This is a genomic window from Pseudomonas sp. ZT5P21 (assembly GCF_054897785.1).
Genome location: NZ_CM142705.1, coordinates 3,302,701 through 3,321,037, shown reverse-complemented (window position 1 = coordinate 3,321,037; position 18,337 = coordinate 3,302,701). Strand labels below are relative to the sequence as shown.

At 59.7% G+C, this 18,337-nt stretch carries 12 protein-coding genes; 4 read left to right on the top strand and 8 right to left on the bottom strand.

Features of this window, described 5'->3' with window-relative positions; all coding sequences use genetic code 11:
- The first annotated feature begins 15 nt into the window (after positions 1 to 15).
- Together ACYZT9_RS15485 and ACYZT9_RS15480 are read left to right on the top strand one after the other, a co-directional pair.
- Positions 16 to 1,173, top strand: a complete 1,158-nt coding sequence (locus tag ACYZT9_RS15485) for a beta-glucosidase (RefSeq protein WP_462006301.1) — start codon at positions 16 to 18, stop codon at positions 1,171 to 1,173.
- Positions 1,163 to 2,932: an ABC transporter ATP-binding protein gene (locus ACYZT9_RS15480; protein ID WP_462006300.1), complete on the top strand. Its 1,770-nt coding sequence runs from the start codon at positions 1,163 to 1,165 to the stop codon at positions 2,930 to 2,932. The genes ACYZT9_RS15485 and ACYZT9_RS15480 overlap by 11 nt, the downstream gene beginning before the upstream one ends.
- Before the next feature lie 44 nt (positions 2,933 to 2,976).
- On the opposite strand, the gene ACYZT9_RS15475 is transcribed toward ACYZT9_RS15480, so the two are convergent.
- The 8 genes from ACYZT9_RS15475 to ACYZT9_RS15440 form a co-directional block, all read right to left on the bottom strand.
- Positions 2,977 to 3,837, bottom strand: a complete 861-nt coding sequence (locus tag ACYZT9_RS15475; RefSeq protein ID WP_462006299.1) for an alpha-amylase family protein — start codon at positions 3,835 to 3,837, stop codon at positions 2,977 to 2,979.
- A complete protein-coding gene (locus ACYZT9_RS15470; protein WP_462006298.1) occupies positions 3,834 to 4,823 on the bottom strand; it encodes an alginate O-acetyltransferase AlgX-related protein in 990 nt (329 codons plus the stop codon). The genes ACYZT9_RS15475 and ACYZT9_RS15470 overlap by 4 nt, the downstream gene beginning before the upstream one ends.
- Positions 4,820 to 5,473 (bottom strand): alginate O-acetyltransferase AlgF, encoded by a 654-nt coding sequence (locus tag ACYZT9_RS15465; RefSeq protein ID WP_462006297.1) that lies wholly within the window; start codon positions 5,471 to 5,473, stop codon positions 4,820 to 4,822. Before ACYZT9_RS15465 ends, ACYZT9_RS15470 begins: the two co-directional genes overlap by 4 nt.
- 8 nt (positions 5,474 to 5,481) lie before the next feature.
- On the bottom strand, positions 5,482 to 8,025 hold the full coding sequence (locus ACYZT9_RS15460; RefSeq protein WP_462006296.1) for an NfrA family protein: 2,544 nt from the start codon (positions 8,023 to 8,025) through the stop codon (positions 5,482 to 5,484).
- A complete protein-coding gene (locus ACYZT9_RS15455) occupies positions 8,022 to 10,136 on the bottom strand; it encodes a glycosyl transferase family protein (RefSeq protein WP_462006295.1) in 2,115 nt (704 codons plus the stop codon). Before ACYZT9_RS15455 ends, ACYZT9_RS15460 begins: the two co-directional genes overlap by 4 nt.
- A gap of 12 nt (positions 10,137 to 10,148) precedes the next feature.
- The gene (locus ACYZT9_RS15450; RefSeq protein WP_462006294.1) at positions 10,149 to 12,362 is read right to left on the bottom strand and encodes a hypothetical protein; all 2,214 of its coding nucleotides are present in this window, start codon (positions 12,360 to 12,362) and stop codon (positions 10,149 to 10,151) included.
- A gap of 41 nt (positions 12,363 to 12,403) precedes the next feature.
- On the bottom strand, positions 12,404 to 13,576 hold the full coding sequence (gene wecB, locus ACYZT9_RS15445; RefSeq protein ID WP_462006293.1) for a non-hydrolyzing UDP-N-acetylglucosamine 2-epimerase: 1,173 nt from the start codon (positions 13,574 to 13,576) through the stop codon (positions 12,404 to 12,406).
- Between the two features lie 637 nt (positions 13,577 to 14,213).
- Positions 14,214 to 14,639, bottom strand: a complete 426-nt coding sequence (locus ACYZT9_RS15440) for a hypothetical protein (RefSeq protein WP_462010230.1) — start codon at positions 14,637 to 14,639, stop codon at positions 14,214 to 14,216.
- A 227-nt stretch (positions 14,640 to 14,866) separates the two neighbouring features.
- Between ACYZT9_RS15440 and ACYZT9_RS15435 the strand changes: the two genes are divergently transcribed.
- Positions 14,867 to 15,880 carry a GlxA family transcriptional regulator gene (locus ACYZT9_RS15435; RefSeq protein WP_462006292.1) on the top strand — a complete coding sequence of 338 codons (1,014 nt, stop codon included), beginning with the start codon at positions 14,867 to 14,869 and terminating at the stop codon, positions 15,878 to 15,880.
- A gap of 608 nt (positions 15,881 to 16,488) precedes the next feature.
- Positions 16,489 to 17,886 (top strand): MFS transporter, encoded by a 1,398-nt coding sequence (locus ACYZT9_RS15430; protein ID WP_462006291.1) that lies wholly within the window; start codon positions 16,489 to 16,491, stop codon positions 17,884 to 17,886.
- Positions 17,887 to 18,337: the final 451 nt, after the last annotated feature.

Genomic DNA, 18,337 nt, shown 5'->3' with positions numbered 1-18,337 from the left:
TTAGGTCCGTACGTTATGAAATCTCCGGGCACGTTCGACAGCTTTCTGTTGGCCGGCTACGAATGCTCCTCCCATCGCCGCAGTGACGGGCGACGCCTCGATCTGTCTGCCAGCACTGGCCATGCCCTTTGGGTGCAGAGTGATTACCGGCAACTGGCGGCGACGGGCATTCGCAGTATCCGCGACGGCTTGCGCTGGCACTTGATCGAGACGCGTCCGGGCCAGTACGACTGGAGCAGTTTCCTGCCGATGCTTCGCGCTGCCCGGGACTGCAATTTGCAGGTGATCTGGGACCTGTGCCATTACGGGTATCCCGACGATCTGGATATCTGGCGGCCGGCGTTCGTCGAGCGGTTTGCCAGATTCTGTGCGGCGGTCGCCCGGCTGGTGCGGGATGAGGGGATCGATTTACCCTTTTACTCACCGCTCAACGAAATCTCATTCTGGAGCTGGGCGGGTGGTGCTGTCGGGTATTTCAATCCGTCGGCGCACGGGCGGGGACTGGAGCTCAAGCATCAATTGGTGCGCGCAAGCATTGCGGCCATCGCAGCCATCCGTGAGCAAGCACCGACAGCGCGGTTTGTGCAATGCGAACCGCTGATCAATGTCATCGCCGGTTCTCACCGTGTGGACCAGGTCAACGCCGCCGAGGATTATCGCCAGTCCCAGTTCGATGCTTGGGATTTGCTGACCGGTCGACAGTGGCCAGGCTTGGGCGGGCAGGAGTCCAATCTGGACATCCTCGGGGTCAATTACTACCCGCATAATCAGTGGATTCTCAACGGCCCGAAAATCCCGCAAGGCGCTCGCGAATACCGACCGCTGGCCGGCATGCTCAGCGAAGTGCATCAACGCTACAGGCGCCCCATGTTTCTCTCGGAAACCGGTGCCGAAGGCGATGAACGTGTCCCGTGGCTGGCGTATATCAGCGATCAAGTCGAGCTGGCGATGCTCCGTGGCGTGCCGATCGAGGGCATCTGCTGGTACCCCATCCTCGACTATCCCGGCTGGGACAATGATCGGTATTGCCCGGCCGGCCTGTTCGGTTATGCCGATGGCGAAGGGCGACGCGCGCCGTGCCACCCGGTGGGAGTGGCGATGCAACAGCTGACGCAACGGTTCAGCCGACCCCGCGCCGAAACCCCTTTTGGTACTGACTCCCATGGAACGTGAAGAGGAAGACGAAGAGCAGTCCTTACCGGACCAACCGATCGCGTTCCTTTGGCGTTACGTGCGTCGGCGCCCGTTGCATTTTGGCGGGATGCTGTTTCTGGTCGTCGGTGCGGCCAGTTGTGCGGTTGCTGTGCAGTACGGGATGAAGTTGCTGGTGGATGTCATGACCCTGGGGGATCGGGCCAGTGCGCACATCTGGTTTCCGTTCAGTCTGTTCATCGGTTTGATCGTGCTGGAAAACATCTTCTGGCGGCTGGGTGGCTGGCTCGGGTGTCGCACGGTGGTCGCCAGTTGCGCGGATTTGCGTGTCGACCTGTTCAGTCACCTGACGGGCCATCCCATGCGTTATTTCTCCCAGCATTTCGCTGGCGCGCTGGCCAACCGGATATCGTCGGCGGGCGCGGCAGCCGGTTCGATTTACGGTGGGTTGGCGTGGAAGATCATTCCGCCGTGCGTCGATTTTGTCGGTGCGGTGATCGTGCTGTCCACGGTGAGCATCGGTATGGCCGGTGCATTGATTGGCTGTGTGTTTGTTGTTGGCCTGCTGATCACTTTTTTCGGTATTCGCGGGCGCAAACGGCACATCGATTTTGCTTCGCAATCAGCGCGGGTCGGTGGCGAGATTGTCGATCTGGTCTCCAATGTCTGGACGATTAAGGCTTTCTCCGCCCGCAACCGCGAACGGCAAAGGCTGGAGCGCGCCATCGGCGTCGAGGCCAAGGCCCAGCGACGCAGCTGGATCTACCTGGAAAAGGCACGCGTGCTGCACGATATTTTCCTGTCGTTGATGGCCGGCGGGATGCTGATCTGGGCGATCAGCCTCTGGCGTGAGGCCGGCATCACGGCGGGCGATGTGGTGATGATCAGCGCGCTGACGTTTCGCATCTTGCACGGCTCACGGGATCTGGCCCTGGCGCTGGTCGACACCTCGCAGCAACTCGGGGACATCGCCGAGACTTTGCGCATCATCGTCCAGCCCCATGCCTTGTCCGACGAGCCGGAGGAAATGCAGGCTCCACGCGGCGCGATTAAATTCATCGACGTCAGCTACAGCTACCCCGATGGCCGCGAGGTGTTCAAGCACTTGTTCCTGGACATTCCGGCGGGGCAAACAGTGGGCGTGGTCGGTTCCTCCGGCGCAGGCAAATCGACCCTGATCAATTTGCTGCAACGCCTGGATGATGTGCGCAGCGGCATCGTCCTGATCGACGACCGCGACATTCGCACCGTCAGTCAGGACAGTCTGCGCCGGCAGATTGCCGTGGTGCCGCAGGAAGCGGCGCTGTTCAATCGAAGCATCTTCGAGAACATCGCTTACGGCCAGCCGAAAGCCACCGACCAGGAAGTCATGGACGCCGCCAAACAAGCCTATTGCGATGTGTTTATCCGCGCCTTGCCCCACGGTTACGGCACGTTGATCGGAGAGCGCGGCGCCATGCTGTCGGGCGGGCAGCGTCAACGTCTTGGCCTGGCACGGGCGTTTCTGAAAAACGCACCGATTCTGGTGCTGGACGAAGCCACGTCAGCGCTTGACTCGCAGACGGAGTCGGTCATCCGCACGGCACTGACGGCTCTGATGCGTGGTCGTACGGTGGTCGCTATTGCGCATCGCCTATCGACCTTGTCGAGTTTTGACCGGGTCATCGTTCTTCACGACGGGCAGATTGTCGAGGACGGCATTCCTGAAGACTTGCTCAAACGCGACGGTCCCTTCAAGGCGCTGTGGCAGGCGCAGGCAATGGCATCGCGCTTTGAGTGAGTGCGAGCAAGAAACCTCCTGCAATGTCGAAGCGGCGCGATACGTTATCGTCCCAATTGTTCCACCAACTCAGGCGTCACATAGTGCGGCCCGTCAAACAGGTAGAGCGGATAACCGTCATAGGCCGCCAATTGCTTTTTGAGCTCGGCGGCGGTGGCGGAGCGGAATCCGCCACCGAAGTTGGGGCGGAAGGCTTCGACGATGATTCGCACACGATCTTTGCCCAGGCGTTTGCGCAAGGCATCGGCGTAGGTTCTGGCGACGGGGGCGGTGCGGGCGTAGACACCGACGCCGTCCTGGAAGAACACGCCAATGTCATTCGGCAGCCACTGTTTGAGCCAGTCGGCGGTGGCGGCGGGGCCAATATTGGCGCCGTCGTAGACGCTGATCCACAACGGACGCGGCAGCTTGGCGAGCAGGGCGGGCAGCTCTTTGGCGCGGGTCCAGCTGGGGTCGACTTCGGCAGGGAAATACCAGCCGGTGACATGTAACGGCGTCGGCAGTCTGGCAATGCGCTCCGACGCCTTGGCCAATTGCTCGATGTTGTCCCGCGAACGATTTTCGCTGAAGTAGCCCGCCAGGCCGAGGATCACATCCTGCGCCCAAGGCGCCTTGGCGATGCGTGCCCAATCGGGCATGACCGGCACGCTCGGCAGGCCCGTACCGGCGATGAAAGCCTGGTCGTCGACGACAGTCCATTGCACCAGCAGTTCGCGAGCGCCGAGTTTTTCCCAATGGCCGTTGATGCCGACCGTCTTGTTGTCCGGCTGCCAGACGATGCCGACAATGCCTGGGTCCAGAGGCTTGTTCGTCATGTAGAGCGTGCCGGTCCCTGCACCGAGGGTGACGGTAAACAAAAGACCGGCCAGGGTCGCACGACTGACTGTGTAGCCGAAAATGTTCACGGAAGTACCTTGTTGATGCGCAGATGCCATTGGCTCAGCGAGGTGACGCCCTTGGCATTCCAGTTGCCTGCCGCGTCAGGGCCGAGATGGAACTGGCCTTCATTGAATTGCCAGACGATCACTTGCGCCCGATGTTGGGCAAAATCCGCCGATTCCAGATATTGCAGCAGCGTAGCCCATGGGCCGACGTCGCCGGGATTCCAGGTCAGCGCGACGGGGCGGTCCAGCGCATTGGAAAGCTTCTGCGTAAAGCCCAGGTACGGCTGGACAAAGCTGTTGCCGATGACCTGCACCGGTGCTGGTGCATCGTCGATCAACAAATCTTTTTCTGCCTGATGGCGAACGGTGTAGATGTCCCGGCCAATCGCCTTGCGCTTCACCGCCGGCAGAAAGTTGCTCGCCAGATCGCCGAATGCGCGGCGGTCGAACCACTGGCCGAGCGCGGCGCCACCACCGGGATCGCCCTGCAGGCGGTAACGCTCGGTAATCAGCTTCGCCGTGGCGTCTGCGGTGTTTTCGGCGCTCCAGGCGGTCCAGTGGTAGTCGGCGCGATAAAACGCGGTCTGTTTGCCTTGTTCGGTTCGTTGCAGAATCGGCTTGATGTTCAGCGTGGTCAGTCCCGCTCGGGTCAGGTCGTTCTGCACCTGTTCATAGCGCTGGATCACGGCAGGACTCAGCGGCTGAGCGGCGGGCAAACGTTGGGCGTAGAACGGCGCTTTCATCGGCACCACCAGCACGATCAACCCGATGTGTTTGCGCTCCAGTTGCTGCTGAAGTTGTTTCACCAACGCGATATTGCGGGCGGTGCCGGGGTTGTCGACCTTGCTCAGACTTTCCCAGGCCGGGAACAGCCAGCCGTCGTCGCCGGTGATCACCGCCGAGGCCGCTTGCACGCCGGTGCTCAACAGGCCCGACAGCAGGCCGGTAATCAGGGTGGACATCGGTAATCGGCGGACAAAACGTTTGGAGTGGAATGCGGGGTTCATGGCGCGCTCTGGTCGACAAGGCCAATCAGGCGCGGCGCCTGGCGAGAGCCGATCAGGAACAGGCTGTAGCGATCGCCCGCCTTGAAAGGCGCCAGCTTCATCGGGAGGCTGCTGTTCTGATCGCAACTGGCAACCAGCGTCGCCTGCACCGGATTGATCGTGCGCTGGGCCTGTCCGTTGAACGGCAGTTGTTTGAAGACCGGGGCTCCATTGGCAAGTTTGACTTCAGCCTTTTCACACCCGCTGCTCAGGTTATAGAGGTTGAGTTCGGCGCGCAGGTCTTTGCCACGCAGCGGCGGGTCGATGACCAGGCGTGGCGCGAGTGCCGGGTCCTTGTCGAGAATGAGCGTGACCCACGCACTTTTCGGTGCGCTCAGGCCCTTTATCTCGCGGCCATTAACGCTCAGTTGCAGCGGCTGACGCGAGTCCACGATCTGGAAAGGGCTGGCCACCTCGTTCTGGGCGGACAGTGTAAAACTGGCGCCTTGGCCCACCTGAACCTGCATCGCGGTGTCGGACGGATTGACCACCCGCACCCACGCCGAGCCTTCGGGCAATTTCGGCGCGTACAGCTGGGCGATTTCAGGGGCCGCGTGAGCGCCGGTCGAGAGCAGACCAGCCCCCAGCCACAAACAGATTCGAATGTTCATGCAAGTCCTCAATAGGAATAAGTCAGGCGACCGAATACGCCCTGAGCCCGGTCATCGCCCAGCACCTTCACGCGGTACTGCAGGGAAAAATCCACGTAGGAACGGGGGGCGTTGTAGGCATCTTCGCGGAACCAGTAGCGCACGTTATTACCGACACCAACGCCACCGGCCTTGCCCGATGATGAGTCGTCGCTGCCGTCGGCATCGGTCCCGCTGTTCATCTTGGAGTCGTAGTCGAACGCGGCGACGACATGGGGGAAACTCACCCAGCGCGAACCTGCGCCACCAATGGCGTAGCTGCGACCGACCTGCCATTCGCTGTTGAAGTAGTCCCGCGAGTCGTTGATGTAGTGACCGGCTTCAGCGAAGAACTGCGAGGTCCACCAACTGGACGCATCGACCCGCAGATCAGTGCCGACGCTTGAGCCATAACCCAGGCGCACCAGCCAGTCGCCATCGACGTCCGAGGATCCCAACGGGAATGTGCGTTCGACGGCGGCCATCACATTCAGCGAGGTGAACGGTTTGACCCGCACCCCCACGGCGCCTTGCAGCGCATCGAAACCGGTATCCGAATCGCCGTTCTTGCTCCACAGCGTGTCGGTGACGCGGCCGTAGAGTTCGACAAAACGTGCGTTGCGATAGCCCAGCGGGCGCCAGGACAGCTCGGTGCTGTTTTGCAGACTGTCATTGCTGCTGCTGCCGCCGCTTGGCGCTGAACTCAGGCCACTGCTGGAATTGTTGCCGCGATAACTGGTGGTGCTGGTCAAACCGATTCTGCGCGAGACATCACCCACCGCGCGGCGGGTGTCGAACAGTTGCTGTGAGGGCATGTCCAGGTCGCCTGAGGCTTGCGCGTCGATGACTCGCTTGAAGTAGGCGACGGCTTGCTCGTCTTCATTGGCGCGCATCGCGGTGTAGGCCGCATCCTGAGTGGCCGTCGGCGTCAGCCGGGTATCGGCATCGGCCTTGCGGAACGACCCGAGGGCGCCGTCATCGTCGCCGGCCTGGACCGACAAATAAGCGATTTGCAGATCACTCATCGACTCCAGTTCGCCGGTGTCCCGCGCTAGTTGCAACCGTTCGCGCGCGGTCCGGCGCTGGCCGATGGCGGCATACAGACTGGCCTCTTCGTACGCGGGCAGGCTGCCCACCGCGAGGGCCTGGGTAAAATCCTTGCGCGCCCCGGCATCATTGCCCGATTGTTGACGCAGACGTCCACGCTGGGCCAGCAACCGGGCGTCGTCGCCCGTGAACTTGAGGCCGTCACTGGCCGCCGCAATGGCTTCAGGCACTTGTTTTTGCTCGCTCAGGGCACTGACCAACAGGCGCCGGTATGCAGGATTTTGCGGCGCGCGGTCGATGGCTTGTTGCGCCAGGGCAACCGCTGTTGCAGCGTCCTTGCGGGCCAAGGCCGCGTAGGCTTGGCCGGCCATGTCGGTTCCACCATCGCGCTGATTGCCGGGCCAGATATCACAGACCAGGCCGAAGGCGGTTTCCTGACAGTTCAAGGCCGGTGCGGGAAAGTGCGCAACGGCATTCAGACCGTTTTTTTTCTGCCGCAGCGCCAGGCGGGCGGCGGTGCGTCGGCGAGCCACTTCGCCGCTGTCATCGTCGGCCAATGGCTGCAGATGATCGAGCGCCTGCTGCGGCTCGCCGTGGGCCAAGGCAGCGTCGGCGGCGAAGAAACGAATGTCGCGGGTTTCCGCTTCCAGAAGACCCTCGATGGCCAGAGCGTGATTCAGGTCCGCCTGGGCCGCCTGGGTTTTACCCTGACGATCAAGGGCGTAACTGCGCAGAATCCACGGTGCGATTTCCCCGTCGTCCTGCGCCAATGCGCCTGATGCGGCCAGCTCGGCGCCTCGATAATCCTTGGCGGCGAGCAGGGCACTGATCAGCAGTTGCTGATTGGCGCCGATTTCCGGAGCCCAGGCCACGGCTTTTCGGGCCCGGTCCACGGCCAGTGGTACTTGGCCTTGCTCCAGCGCGCGATAACCCTCGACCGCCAGCGGCGCCGCGAGTTGACGCCGAATCGCTTCGCGGCGCATCAGTAACGTATCGTCGTCCGGGAACACGGCCAACGCCTGGGTGGTGGCCTGATCCGCCTCTTGCAGTTGTTGCTGGCGTTGCAAGGACTCGATTAGCAGCAACCGATAATCCATGCGTTTGGGCGCCTGAGCGATGGCTTTGCGTGCGGCCTGAGCCGCTGCGCCGAAGTCATCGCGATCATAGGCCTTGAAGGCCTGGGCCGCAGCGCCGAAGCCTGGCGCCTGACGTGACTGAGGGTAACGCTTGGGATGATCTCGCAATTCCTTGTCGCGCTGAGCCAGGGCAATCAACGTATTCAAGCGGGTGATATCGGCTCGTTGACGCAAGGCTTCGCGAGCTTTGGCGATCGCCACATCGTAGTCTTTGCGCTCGTAGGCGCTGTACGCCTCGTTCGCTGTGACATAGGCGGGGCCGGTCAATGGCAGCGGCAGTGTCTCGGCGTGAACCGCGACGGCAATCAGACTCAGCCCCGTGGCCATGAGGGTCAGAAAGGGGCGATTCATGCCGGAAGCTCCGCAGGGTAGTGGCTGTGTTGACGTGCCACGGCCTTTTCGATGGTGGAGCGGGGCAGCACGCCGCTGTCGACCAGATAGTCGCCGATGCGTCCGTGGTGCTGAGGTCGGTACTTCAACATGACGCGGTTGAACACCTCGCGATCCAGCAGGCCCATTTCAATCAACAGATCGCCCAGTAGCGGCGCACGGGCATCCGGCACGGATTGGCCATCACGCACGTTCAGTTGACGCAATTGCGCGACAATTTCGCTTTCCCGGGCAATCAGTTGCACCGGCTCGCTGCCCAGTTCATCGCTGACCTGTTGCAAACCTTCAACCGGCAACGGGCTGGCCACGGCGATTTGCGGGCGACCTTCAGCATTGCGACCGAGTGGCACTACACGCCAACGCAGGGCGAATTCATCGTCCAGCGTCAGGTTCGAATCCTGCGCCTTGGCGGCCACATCGAACACCCGCGGCAGGTCGTTCTGAAAGGCGATGGCTTCCGCCAGCGTCTCGTCGTCCAGCCAGCCGTTGCTGAGCAAGATCCGCCCCAATGGCATGTGCCGGATTTCCTGTTCGGCGAGGGCGCTTTGCAGGTCGGCGTCGTTGATCGCCTGCCAGGACAGCAACACACTGCCCAACTTGCGCGGTGCGATGGCGACCAGGTCGGTGGACGGGAAGTCGTGCATGGTTTTGTCCCACACCAGTTTGCGGTTCATCACCTTACCGACCAGGAACATGCGCCAGGCCCGTGACGCGGCCATGAAGTTGACGAAGTTGCCGACAACCATGCGCGGGATCGACAGCAAGCCATGCTGCCAGCCATACAGCACGGTGGTGAAATAGCAGCGGTGGGCGATGCGCCAGGCCAGCGCGATACCGTTGGCCAGCAGCAAGTATTTGATGAAGCCGTTGGTGTCGAACGGCGTCGGGAAGCTCACGTCCCACAGGCCGCTCTGGCGCAAAATGATCAGGCCCAGCAGTTGCACCAGAATCACATAGGCGATGATGCTGACGAACGCCGTCACCACGCCTTTGCGGTCACGAAACAGCAGATACCGGTTGGCCAGCGAACCGTTCCAGCCCATTTGTTCCCAGCCTTGCAGGCCGATGCCCAGCGTCCAGCGGGCTTTCTGGCGGAACGCGGTGCGGAAGGTATCGGGAAAGAATTCGCGCACACACAACGGCATCTTCAGGGTCGATTCGTACGGCTTGCGAAACCATGATTTGCGCAACACGCGAAACTGCACCGGAAAGCGCACAAAAATCGCATTCATGCCGACCTTGGCCAAGCGAGCGCCGACGTCATAGTCCTCGGTGAGACTGTCAGTGTTGAACGGCTGGTTGTTGGTTTCCCCGGCCAGCACTTGCAGGGCGCGATGGGAGAAACAGGTGCCGACCCCGGCGGACGGCACGGTGTCGGTCATGCTTTCACGCACCACCAGATCTTTGCCGTGCCATTCGGCGAATTCGTCCATGTAGGTGCCGGCCACCCACTCGTACCAGTTGCGCTCCAACGACACCACTGGCAACTGGATCATGTCCTTGCGCGGCAGCAAGTAATTGAACAGACGCAGTTCCATGGGATGCAACACGTCTTCGCTGTCGTGCAGCACCACGCCGGCGAAGGTCATGCCATGGGTTTTCTCGTGCAGGAAGATCGCCTGGATCACCCAGTTCAGGCAGTCGGCCTTGCAGGTCGGCCCGGCATGCGGGACTTCCACGCGATGCAACTGCTTGTAACGCCGACGCATGCGCTCCACTTCATCGATGGTGCGCTGGTCGTTGATGTAGGTGCCGACGAAGACCACATAGTTCTGGTAATCCAGGGTCGACACCATGTTCTCGATCATCGGCGCAATGACGTCGTATTCCAGCCAGGCCGGGACCATGATTGCCAGCGGCTGTTCATCCCGGGCCATCAATTGCTCGGCGGTCAGCGGCCGGTATTTTCGGTCCACGGTGAACTTGCGAAACAGGCGGCGAGACCAGTACCACAGGTCAATGAAAAGATCGTCCAGGCTGGAGATCAGGATCAGCACCGCGACCACGATGGTCGAGATCTCCAGAAAGCTGTAGTAGTGGGCCAGCCAATAGGGCCAATAAAGCGACGTCATCGAAAGTTACCGTTACTGGCGATTGCGACGGGCGTTACGGCCGGCCAGCAACAGGATGAGAACCAACAGGATGCCACCCGGAATCAGCCACGACAGCGACACCGTGCGCCAAGCGTCGAGGCCCTTGGGTTCTTCGTTGTCGATCAATTGGCTGCCGCTTGGGTCCTGGGTGTCGAAGGTGGTCAGTGCACCGTTGTCACCGAGGATGGCCACGTCGCCGCGGCTCAGCAGAATCTGTTTGGCGAAGCGCGGTGCGTCGTTGCCCAAGGTGCGATAGACCAGACCGTGTTGACCGCCGGCATCCACCACTTGCAGCGAGGCCAGGTGATTGAGGGGATGCACGTCGAGCAACAGCTGATCCTTGTGATTGATGCGCAGGCGACCCTGCTCATCGACTTGCACCGATTCCTTGCTGTCCTTGACCGGCAGTTCGAAGGCGAGGAAAGCCTTGTCCGGCGTGACCGAGGCCTTTGGATCGGCACTGATCTTCAGCTGCGCCCGCAACGGCGAAACGCCGGCGGCGTCAGCGACCGAAATCACTTGCGGCAAGCTGCTGGCCGGATGCTCGAGGTAGGACTGGGGCACGAGCAGTTGCGTGTCCATGGCAAAGCGCGCGGCCATGCCGGAGAAGTCATCATCCAGCGCGGTTTTTTCCAGCACGATGTGGCTGGTCGGCAGCACCGAGACCGGAAACGCTTGTGGCGTTTCCAGGCAACGATCACTCACGGGCTGGCGCTGGAACGACACGCGCAACACGTTGGTCGCCCCCACCGCATAACGCGGGATCCGCGCTTCGATGCGTTGCTTTTCACCGTTGGCCACCAGCTGTTGCGCACCAATCAGGTAATCATTGAGAAACAGCGAGGCGACCGGCGCAGTGTCCGAGGCGCCAGGTGCGGCAGATACATCGATCACCGCCTTGACCGGCAAGCGACCGTCATAGGCCACGCTGCCAAGAGGAAACGAAGTGCTCCAGTCGGATTTGGCCAGCACGTCGATGGCGCCGGAATTGCCGCCCAATCGCGACAAGGCCACGCGGCCGTCGGCGCTCAAGGGCAACTGTGCTTCGCTGACCGTCAATTGGCGACTGCGCGCCAGGGTGTTCCAAGCCGAACTGAACAAGGCTAACGCCTTGCCGGTGGCTTGTGGCGCGATCATCAACACCGGGCGTGTGCCCAGCAATGCCAGACGCACATTGTCGGTCCCGGCGGCGGCCAGACCTGCATTGATATGCCGGCCACGCCACTGCGTGAAGGCGCTCGCTGCCGTGGCATCGAGGCCTTGAACCTGGCTCTGCAAAGCATCCAGGGATTCATTGACGGCCTTGAGCAGTTGCGGGTCATTGATGGCCAGGTCTGCCTGGACGTTCGGCGTCTGCCCGAGCATCAACAGCGCACCGATTTGCGCCGGGTCTTTTAGAACATGCGGGCCTTTGCCGTTGAGGCTGGCGAACGCTGGAATGCTCAGCAATTCGGCCGGAATGCGCAGGCGGCTGAGATCAACGCTGTCTTGAAGGGCAGGGAAGGGCAGGATGCGGCTGTGCTTGCCGATCCGTTCCAGTGCTACGCCGAGGCGCCAGGCCGCATCGTAGCTTTCGGCGGACAAGGTGCCGGACGCGACCATGATTCCCGGTTTGGCGGGCAATGCCGTCCAGGCGGCGCCGACGTCCTGCAACTGGCTGGCGTCGTAGCTGTAGGTGAGGCGGGTGTCCGGTTCGATCCGCAGTACATTGCCGATGGCGCGTTCGTCTTCGCACAACACGCGTGACACGATGGACGACCAGGCAACGCCCAGACGTAGCGAGCCGCTGTCACGCGCTTTTTTGTCCACGCCGAGCGTGGCGCTGGCATCACCTTGAGGCTCGCTGAGCCCTTCGGCGCGTACCGGATAGCCGTCCAGCGACAGCAGCAGCGTGTTGCGACCGCCTTCGCCATTGAGGTAGCTGGCGTCGAAATTCAGGGTAGCATCCGTCAGCGGCACACCTGCCGGCACCGGCAGATACAGTTCGCGGCGGGCATCGGTGGAGCCGAGGATGATCGGTGTGTCGATTCCCAGATCGCGCAAACTCACCTCACGCTCTTGGCGTGTGTCGGTATTGAGCCGGTTGATCGCCTGGGTGAGCGGACTGTCCGCGGCCAGGGCAAAGGTCGGCATGAGCGCGAGCAGGCTCACGCCACAGGCAAGGGCGCTGAGCGCACCCGTATGGATGGCAACGGAAGACTTCATTCAGGTAGATCTCGAGCTGATAAGGGGATAAGCGGTTCGGTTTATTGAGAGGTGAAAGCCGGGTAACTTTTCTCGGACACAGGCAGCGCTGACGGGTAGTGCATGAACTCGGGCAAAGGCAAACGAGCCACGATGAAATCATCGACCGGACGGCCCATCAGCGCATCGACGATGCGCACGCTGGCATGGCCGTCGCCGTAAGGGTTGGCTGCCTGGGAGCAGCGACGCCACAGCAGGTCGTCATCGAACAGCGCGTTGACGCCCGCGATGATCGAGTCCGGTGAAGTACCGACAAGACGCACAGTGCCCGCTGCCACCGCTTCCGGGCGTTCGGTCACATCACGCATGACCAGCACCGGAATGCCCAGCGACGGTGCTTCTTCCTGCACGCCACCGGAGTCGGTGAGGATCACGTGGGCGCGTTGCATCAGACGCACGAAGGCCAGATAGTCCAGCGGTTTGATCAGGTGCACGTTGGGCAGGTCACCCAGTTGCTCGGTGACCGGGCCCATGACGTTGGGGTTCAAGTGCACGGGATAGACGATCTGGATATCCGTGCGCCGGGCCAGATGGCTCAGGGCTTTGCAGATGTCCAGGAAGCCTTCGCCGAAATTTTCCCGACGATGTCCGGTGACCAGCAGGACCTTGCGGCCGGTTTGCAGGAACGAGAACTGCTGGTCCAGGCTGGCGCGCAAATCAGCGTCCTGTTCAATCCGTCGCGCGGTGATCTGCAACGCATCGATCACCGTATTGCCGGTCACGAAGCTGCGTCCCTGCAGGCGTTCATCGAGCAGGTTCTGACGCGACTCCTGGGTTGGCGCAAACAGCATGTCCGCACCGAGGTCGATGCAACGACGGTTCATTTCTTCCGGCCACGGGCTATAGATATCCCCGGTTCGCAAACCGGCTTCCACATGACCGACCGGAATGCGCCGATGGAACGCCGCCATGGCAGCGACCATGGCCGAAGAGGTGTCGCCATGCACCAGCACCCGGTCCGGACGCGTCAACTCCAGCACCGGGTCAATCGCCTCGTACAACGCCGCCGTCAGGGAATTGAGGGTTTGGTGCGGCGTCATCACATCGAGGGTGTGATTGGCCTTGAGGTCGAACAGATCCAATACCTGTTTCAGCATGCTTTGGTGCTGGCCGGTGATGCAGATCAGCGAATCAATGCCAGGTTCCGCAGCAAGGGCTTTGACTAAAGGCGCCATCTTGATGGCTTCTGGACGGGTTCCGAAGATCGACAGAATTTTAATCTTTGACTGATGGCGCACGACGATGTCTTCCTTGCGCAGTATCAGTGCGCAACGCAACAGCGGCCCGGTTTTATTGAAACCGAGCAAGCTAGCGGTATTTGAATTTAGGTTGGGTCCGGTGCTCGGCGAGTGAACTGGTGTTCACTTTATGCAATAGAGCGCATTGCCAGTAACCCGGAATCGCCCGGATTATTAGCATCCATAAAGAATATTTAAAAGTGTTATCTATGTTTTTTTATTTAATTAAAAAGTATGAAACTTTTATATTTATGGCCGGTCTTTTTGTAGTTTTTGGTCATTTTGCCAATATGGGTGTTGTTTGTTTTAGTCGTCATAAGTATTTGAATTTAAAGAATGTAATATTCTTACGAACCGTTCGTCGGCGCTTATGAATCATTCCGGCCATATAAGAGTCGTGGCCTGCGCGGTCAGCCGTCGGTTTCTGGAGTATAGACTGTGATAGTCACTTTAGTGACGCCTGTATATTGTCGTGCGCAATAATTTTTTGTTTGCGAAGTTACAGCGGGTATATAAATGCCCGACTGCGCATCTCTAAGGCCAGTGCGTTGGTCTTCGAAAAAAACTTGCTTGATTACTTCGCTTTCCAGTGACCACCGCCAGACTCGCAATCAACTTTCACCTGGCTTAAGTGCTCGGTATCGTAGTAATACGTCGTGACCTGAGCCTTGTCGGGAATGTTGAGCGACTTGGCGTTCTTGTCTTTACTGGTGGAATGAGGATTGGCCAGCGATTCCTGAGTCAAGGTCGCGATGCAGGTGGCCCGATAATGATCGTCACATTGTTCGACCTTTTTCTTGGTGCTGGTCATCATTTCCTTGCTTTCATTGCTGCATGACCAATCGATGGAATTCACCGGCATGCCTTCGTACTCATAGCAGCTGTGGGATTCGACCACGGGCACGGAAGGGCTTTGGGAGCGGGTCAGCACGTCGCAGCCTTCAGCGACAGCCAGGGTCGGACTGAGGCTGGCGATCAGAAGCAGAGCTTTACTGTTCATCGGGGTTTCCTCTCCAATGCGCCTCGCCGGATCAGGGATGAGCGCTGATAAAGTTTCGAAAACACGGTGAGGCGCAGGGTTCAATTCGTTTTTGATCTGTCGCCTGCCCGGCAAGCTGCGCATCATGGCGCTGTCTCCTGGGGAACCGATGGGAGGCCTGTAGGCCTTTGCGATATCCTGATGTACCAGACTCCCTGTTCGTTAACGCAACCGAGTGCCAAAAAACATTGATCGAACGACGCCAATTCAGCGGAGGCATGAAGGGGAAAAATCTTCGCTATCTGAACGACAACCCCAACGAGCCTGTTCAAATGACACGGACAGGCTTTTTGCTGCTCGAACATTTCTCGCTGCCTGCTTTTACACAGGCGCTGGACACGATCGTCACCGCGAATCTGCTACGACCCACGTTGTTCTCATCCCGTACGTTCGGCTTGAACGACGGCGAGGTCGTCAGTGATCTGGGGCTGGTCATTCGGCCGGATGCGCGCATCGATTGCTCGGTGATTAACGACCTCGATCTGCTGGTCATTTGCGGTGGTTACCGGACCGAGTTGAAAGCGACGGATGAGTTGATCAGTCTGTTGAGAGCGGCCGCCGAACACGGTGTCAGCCTGGCCGGATTGTGGAATGGTGCATGGTTCCTCGGGGTCGCCGGTTTGCTTGACGGGTACCGTTGCGCGATTCACCCCGAACATCGCCCCGCGCTCGCGGAAATTGCCAAGGCCACGCACGTCACCAGCGAGCCTTTTGTCATCGACCGGGACCGGCTGACGGCGTCCAGTCCGTCAGGTGCTTTCCATATGGCGCTGGACTGGATCAAGGGCTTGCACGACAAGGCGCTCGTCGAGGGCATCGAAGACATCCTCGCGTTCGAAGAGTCCCGCTACCGGCGCATTAAACCGACGGAAAATGTCTGTGTGAGCGCACCCTTGCGTGAGGTGGTGAAGCTGATGGACGCCAACCTCGAAGAACCGCTGGAGCTGGAGCAATTGGCGGTCTATGCAGGTCGTTCTCGTCGACAACTCGAGCGCTTGTTCAAGGAGCAACTTGGCACCACGCCGCAGCGCTATTACATGGAGCTGCGGATTACCGAGGCGCGTCGATTGCTTCAACACACGGAGCTGTCCCAAGTGGATGTGCTGGTGGCGTGCGGTTTTGTGTCGCCGAGTCATTTCAGCAAGTGTTACAGCTCGTATTTCGGCTACCGACCGTCGAAGGAAACGCGGTTGGTGAAGTAGATTTTTCACGCCTGGCTTCGGATGTACGCATCTCCCTTGTAGGAGCGAGCTTGCTCGCGAAAAACGTACGGACACCGCGTTCCTCCGGATGTACGCCAATCACCTGTAGGAATCGGTGTAAGTCCGCGCCATCCGATTTTACTGACAGAGTTGCGTTGTCGTATGACTACGCTAAGCTTCAGATCGAACAACGTCGCCCGAAAACTCGCCAGCTTCCCCGTGCCGCTCACCGCGCCGCGCCGGCATTGACGTTCAACCAAGACGAACGGCGATTTTGCCAATTGACAGTGGGGTAGTGGACTCGTTATAAAAGCTACAGTTGTACGATGACATACGATACAACTACTGAAATCCTAAAAATAAAAAACCGGCACCCCATCATGAAATCAATCCGCATACGCACCTCCCCGAATGCCGCTTCCTGCGGGCCGGTCTTGACTGCTTGTCCGTCAGCACCGTCATTGCTGCTGTCCGCGGCTGTCTTGCGATACCCCCGATAACACGCATTGCCCGTCCTGCTCGCGCCGCCGCAAAGTGTGCTGCGCGCAAGAAGTGATCTCGCTTGAAACCGAGAGATCATCACCCTAATCCAATAATAAAGTGATGCCATGAATCTGAACGAGCCCATCAATGCGCAACGTGTCGGCCAGGCCGTCGGCAAATATCGCTGGACCATCTGCGCGCTGTTGTTCTTTGCCACCACCGTCAATTACCTGGACCGCCAGGTGCTCAGCCTGTTGGCGCCGGATTTGTCGACGCAATTTGGCTGGAGCAACAGCGACTACGCCAACATCGCTTCCGTTTTCCAGTTTGTGTACGCGATTTCCATGTTGTTTGCCGGCCGGTTCGTCGACAAGATCGGCACCAAGAAGGCCTACATCATCGCGATCGTTATCTGGTCGACCGGCGCCATGATGCATGCCTTTTCAGTGCCGATGGGCGAGGGCATCGCTGCGGTATCCAGTGCCTTCGGTCTGGCCGTTATCCCGGTTTCGATCGCAGGCTTCATGCTGTCTCGCGCGGTGCTGGCGATTGGTGAAGCGGGTAACTTTCCGATCGCGATCAAGGCCACTGCCGAATACTTTCCCAAGAAGGAACGCTCCTTCGCCACCGGTATCTTCAACTCGGGCGCCAACGTCGGTGCCATCCTCGCACCGATCAGCGTACCGCTGATTGCCAGCCTGTGGGGCTGGGAAATGGCGTTCATCGTGATAGGCGGGTTGGGCTTCGTCTGGGTGGCTTTCTGGATTGCGCTCTACGAAAAACCGGAAAACCAAAAACGCCTCTTGGCGCAGGAACTGGCCTATATCCGCAGTGATTCGCAGGTGATCGCCACCCCGGAGCCGGGCGTCGCCGAGAAAAAAGTATCGTGGTTCAAGCTGCTGACCTACCGCCAGACCTGGGCGTTCGCCTTCGGCAAATTCATGACCGACGGCGTATGGTGGTTCTTCCTGTTCTGGCTTCCGACCTATCTGTCGGCGCAATACGGCATGAAGGGCCAGGCCATCGTATGGCCGCTGGCCGTGCTGTACAGCATGACCATGGTGGGCAGCATCGGCGGCGGCTGGTTCCCCAGCTACTTCATGGCGCGTGGCGACGCGCCTTATGACGGTCGTATGAAAGCCATGCTGGTGATTGCTTTCTTCCCGCTGCTGGTTCTGCTGGCGCAGCCATTCGGCTACATCAGTTTCTGGGTGCCGGTGCTGTTGATCGGCATAGGCGCGTCGGCGCACCAGGCGTGGTCATGCAACATCTTCACCACCGTGTCTGACATGTTCCCGCAAAAATCCATCGCTTCCGTAGTCGGCATTGGCGGTCTGGCTGGCGGTATGGGCGGGGTCGCGATGACCAAGGTTGGCGGTTGGGTGTTCGACTACTACAAATCGATCAACGATATTCACACCGGTTACATGATCATGTTCGCCATCTGTGCGGTGGCTTATCTGGTGGCGTGGAGCGTCATGAAGCTGCTGGTGCCACGTCATAAGGAAATCACTGACCTGTAGATGAATCGCCCGACGAAGTTGAACCGGCCAGGTTCAATTTCGTCGTTCCTCGCCACCCGTGGCTGCTCAAGCGAAGCAAGCGATCCTCTGGGCAACGCATGAGCAGAACGGATATGCATCGCCCGGACTGGGAGACTCATTACAAAATCCATATATGAAGGGCGCAATTATTTTGAGCAGCAGCGCTAAGCAATTCACGTATCCAGCGCCGTAAAATATGCCACCCAGTGAAGGTGGTCGGTGGAGCACAACCCTTCAATAGATGAATTTACCGCCGATTCTTTACCTTGTATGCGGAAACACATATATTCGCCTAACCGCATATGAGCTGAGATTTCATCATGACCAGCAAAGCCCGTGTCCTGTTCGTTGTACCGCCAACGCTGCCCGCTCTCAGCTGGCCCAGAGCGCATCAAGATGTTCGTCCTGGTCAAAAACAAACACTGAGAAA

Coding starts and splice junctions, on each gene's coding strand:
- wecB (WP_462006293.1), bottom strand. CDS start 13,576: ATGGCGCCTTTAGTCAAAGCCCTTGCTGCGGAACCTGGCATTGATTCG.
- ACYZT9_RS15460 (WP_462006296.1), bottom strand. CDS start 8,025: ATGAATCGCCCCTTTCTGACCCTCATGGCCACGGGGCTGAGTCTGATT.
- ACYZT9_RS15480 (WP_462006300.1), top strand. CDS start 1,163: ATGGAACGTGAAGAGGAAGACGAAGAGCAGTCCTTACCGGACCAACCG.
- ACYZT9_RS15465 (WP_462006297.1), bottom strand. CDS start 5,473: ATGAACATTCGAATCTGTTTGTGGCTGGGGGCTGGTCTGCTCTCGACC.
- ACYZT9_RS15430 (WP_462006291.1), top strand. CDS start 16,489: ATGAATCTGAACGAGCCCATCAATGCGCAACGTGTCGGCCAGGCCGTC.
- ACYZT9_RS15485 (WP_462006301.1), top strand. CDS start 16: ATGAAATCTCCGGGCACGTTCGACAGCTTTCTGTTGGCCGGCTACGAA.
- ACYZT9_RS15450 (WP_462006294.1), bottom strand. CDS start 12,362: ATGAAGTCTTCCGTTGCCATCCATACGGGTGCGCTCAGCGCCCTTGCC.
- ACYZT9_RS15440 (WP_462010230.1), bottom strand. CDS start 14,639: ATGAACAGTAAAGCTCTGCTTCTGATCGCCAGCCTCAGTCCGACCCTG.
- ACYZT9_RS15455 (WP_462006295.1), bottom strand. CDS start 10,136: ATGACGTCGCTTTATTGGCCCTATTGGCTGGCCCACTACTACAGCTTT.
- ACYZT9_RS15470 (WP_462006298.1), bottom strand. CDS start 4,823: ATGAACCCCGCATTCCACTCCAAACGTTTTGTCCGCCGATTACCGATG.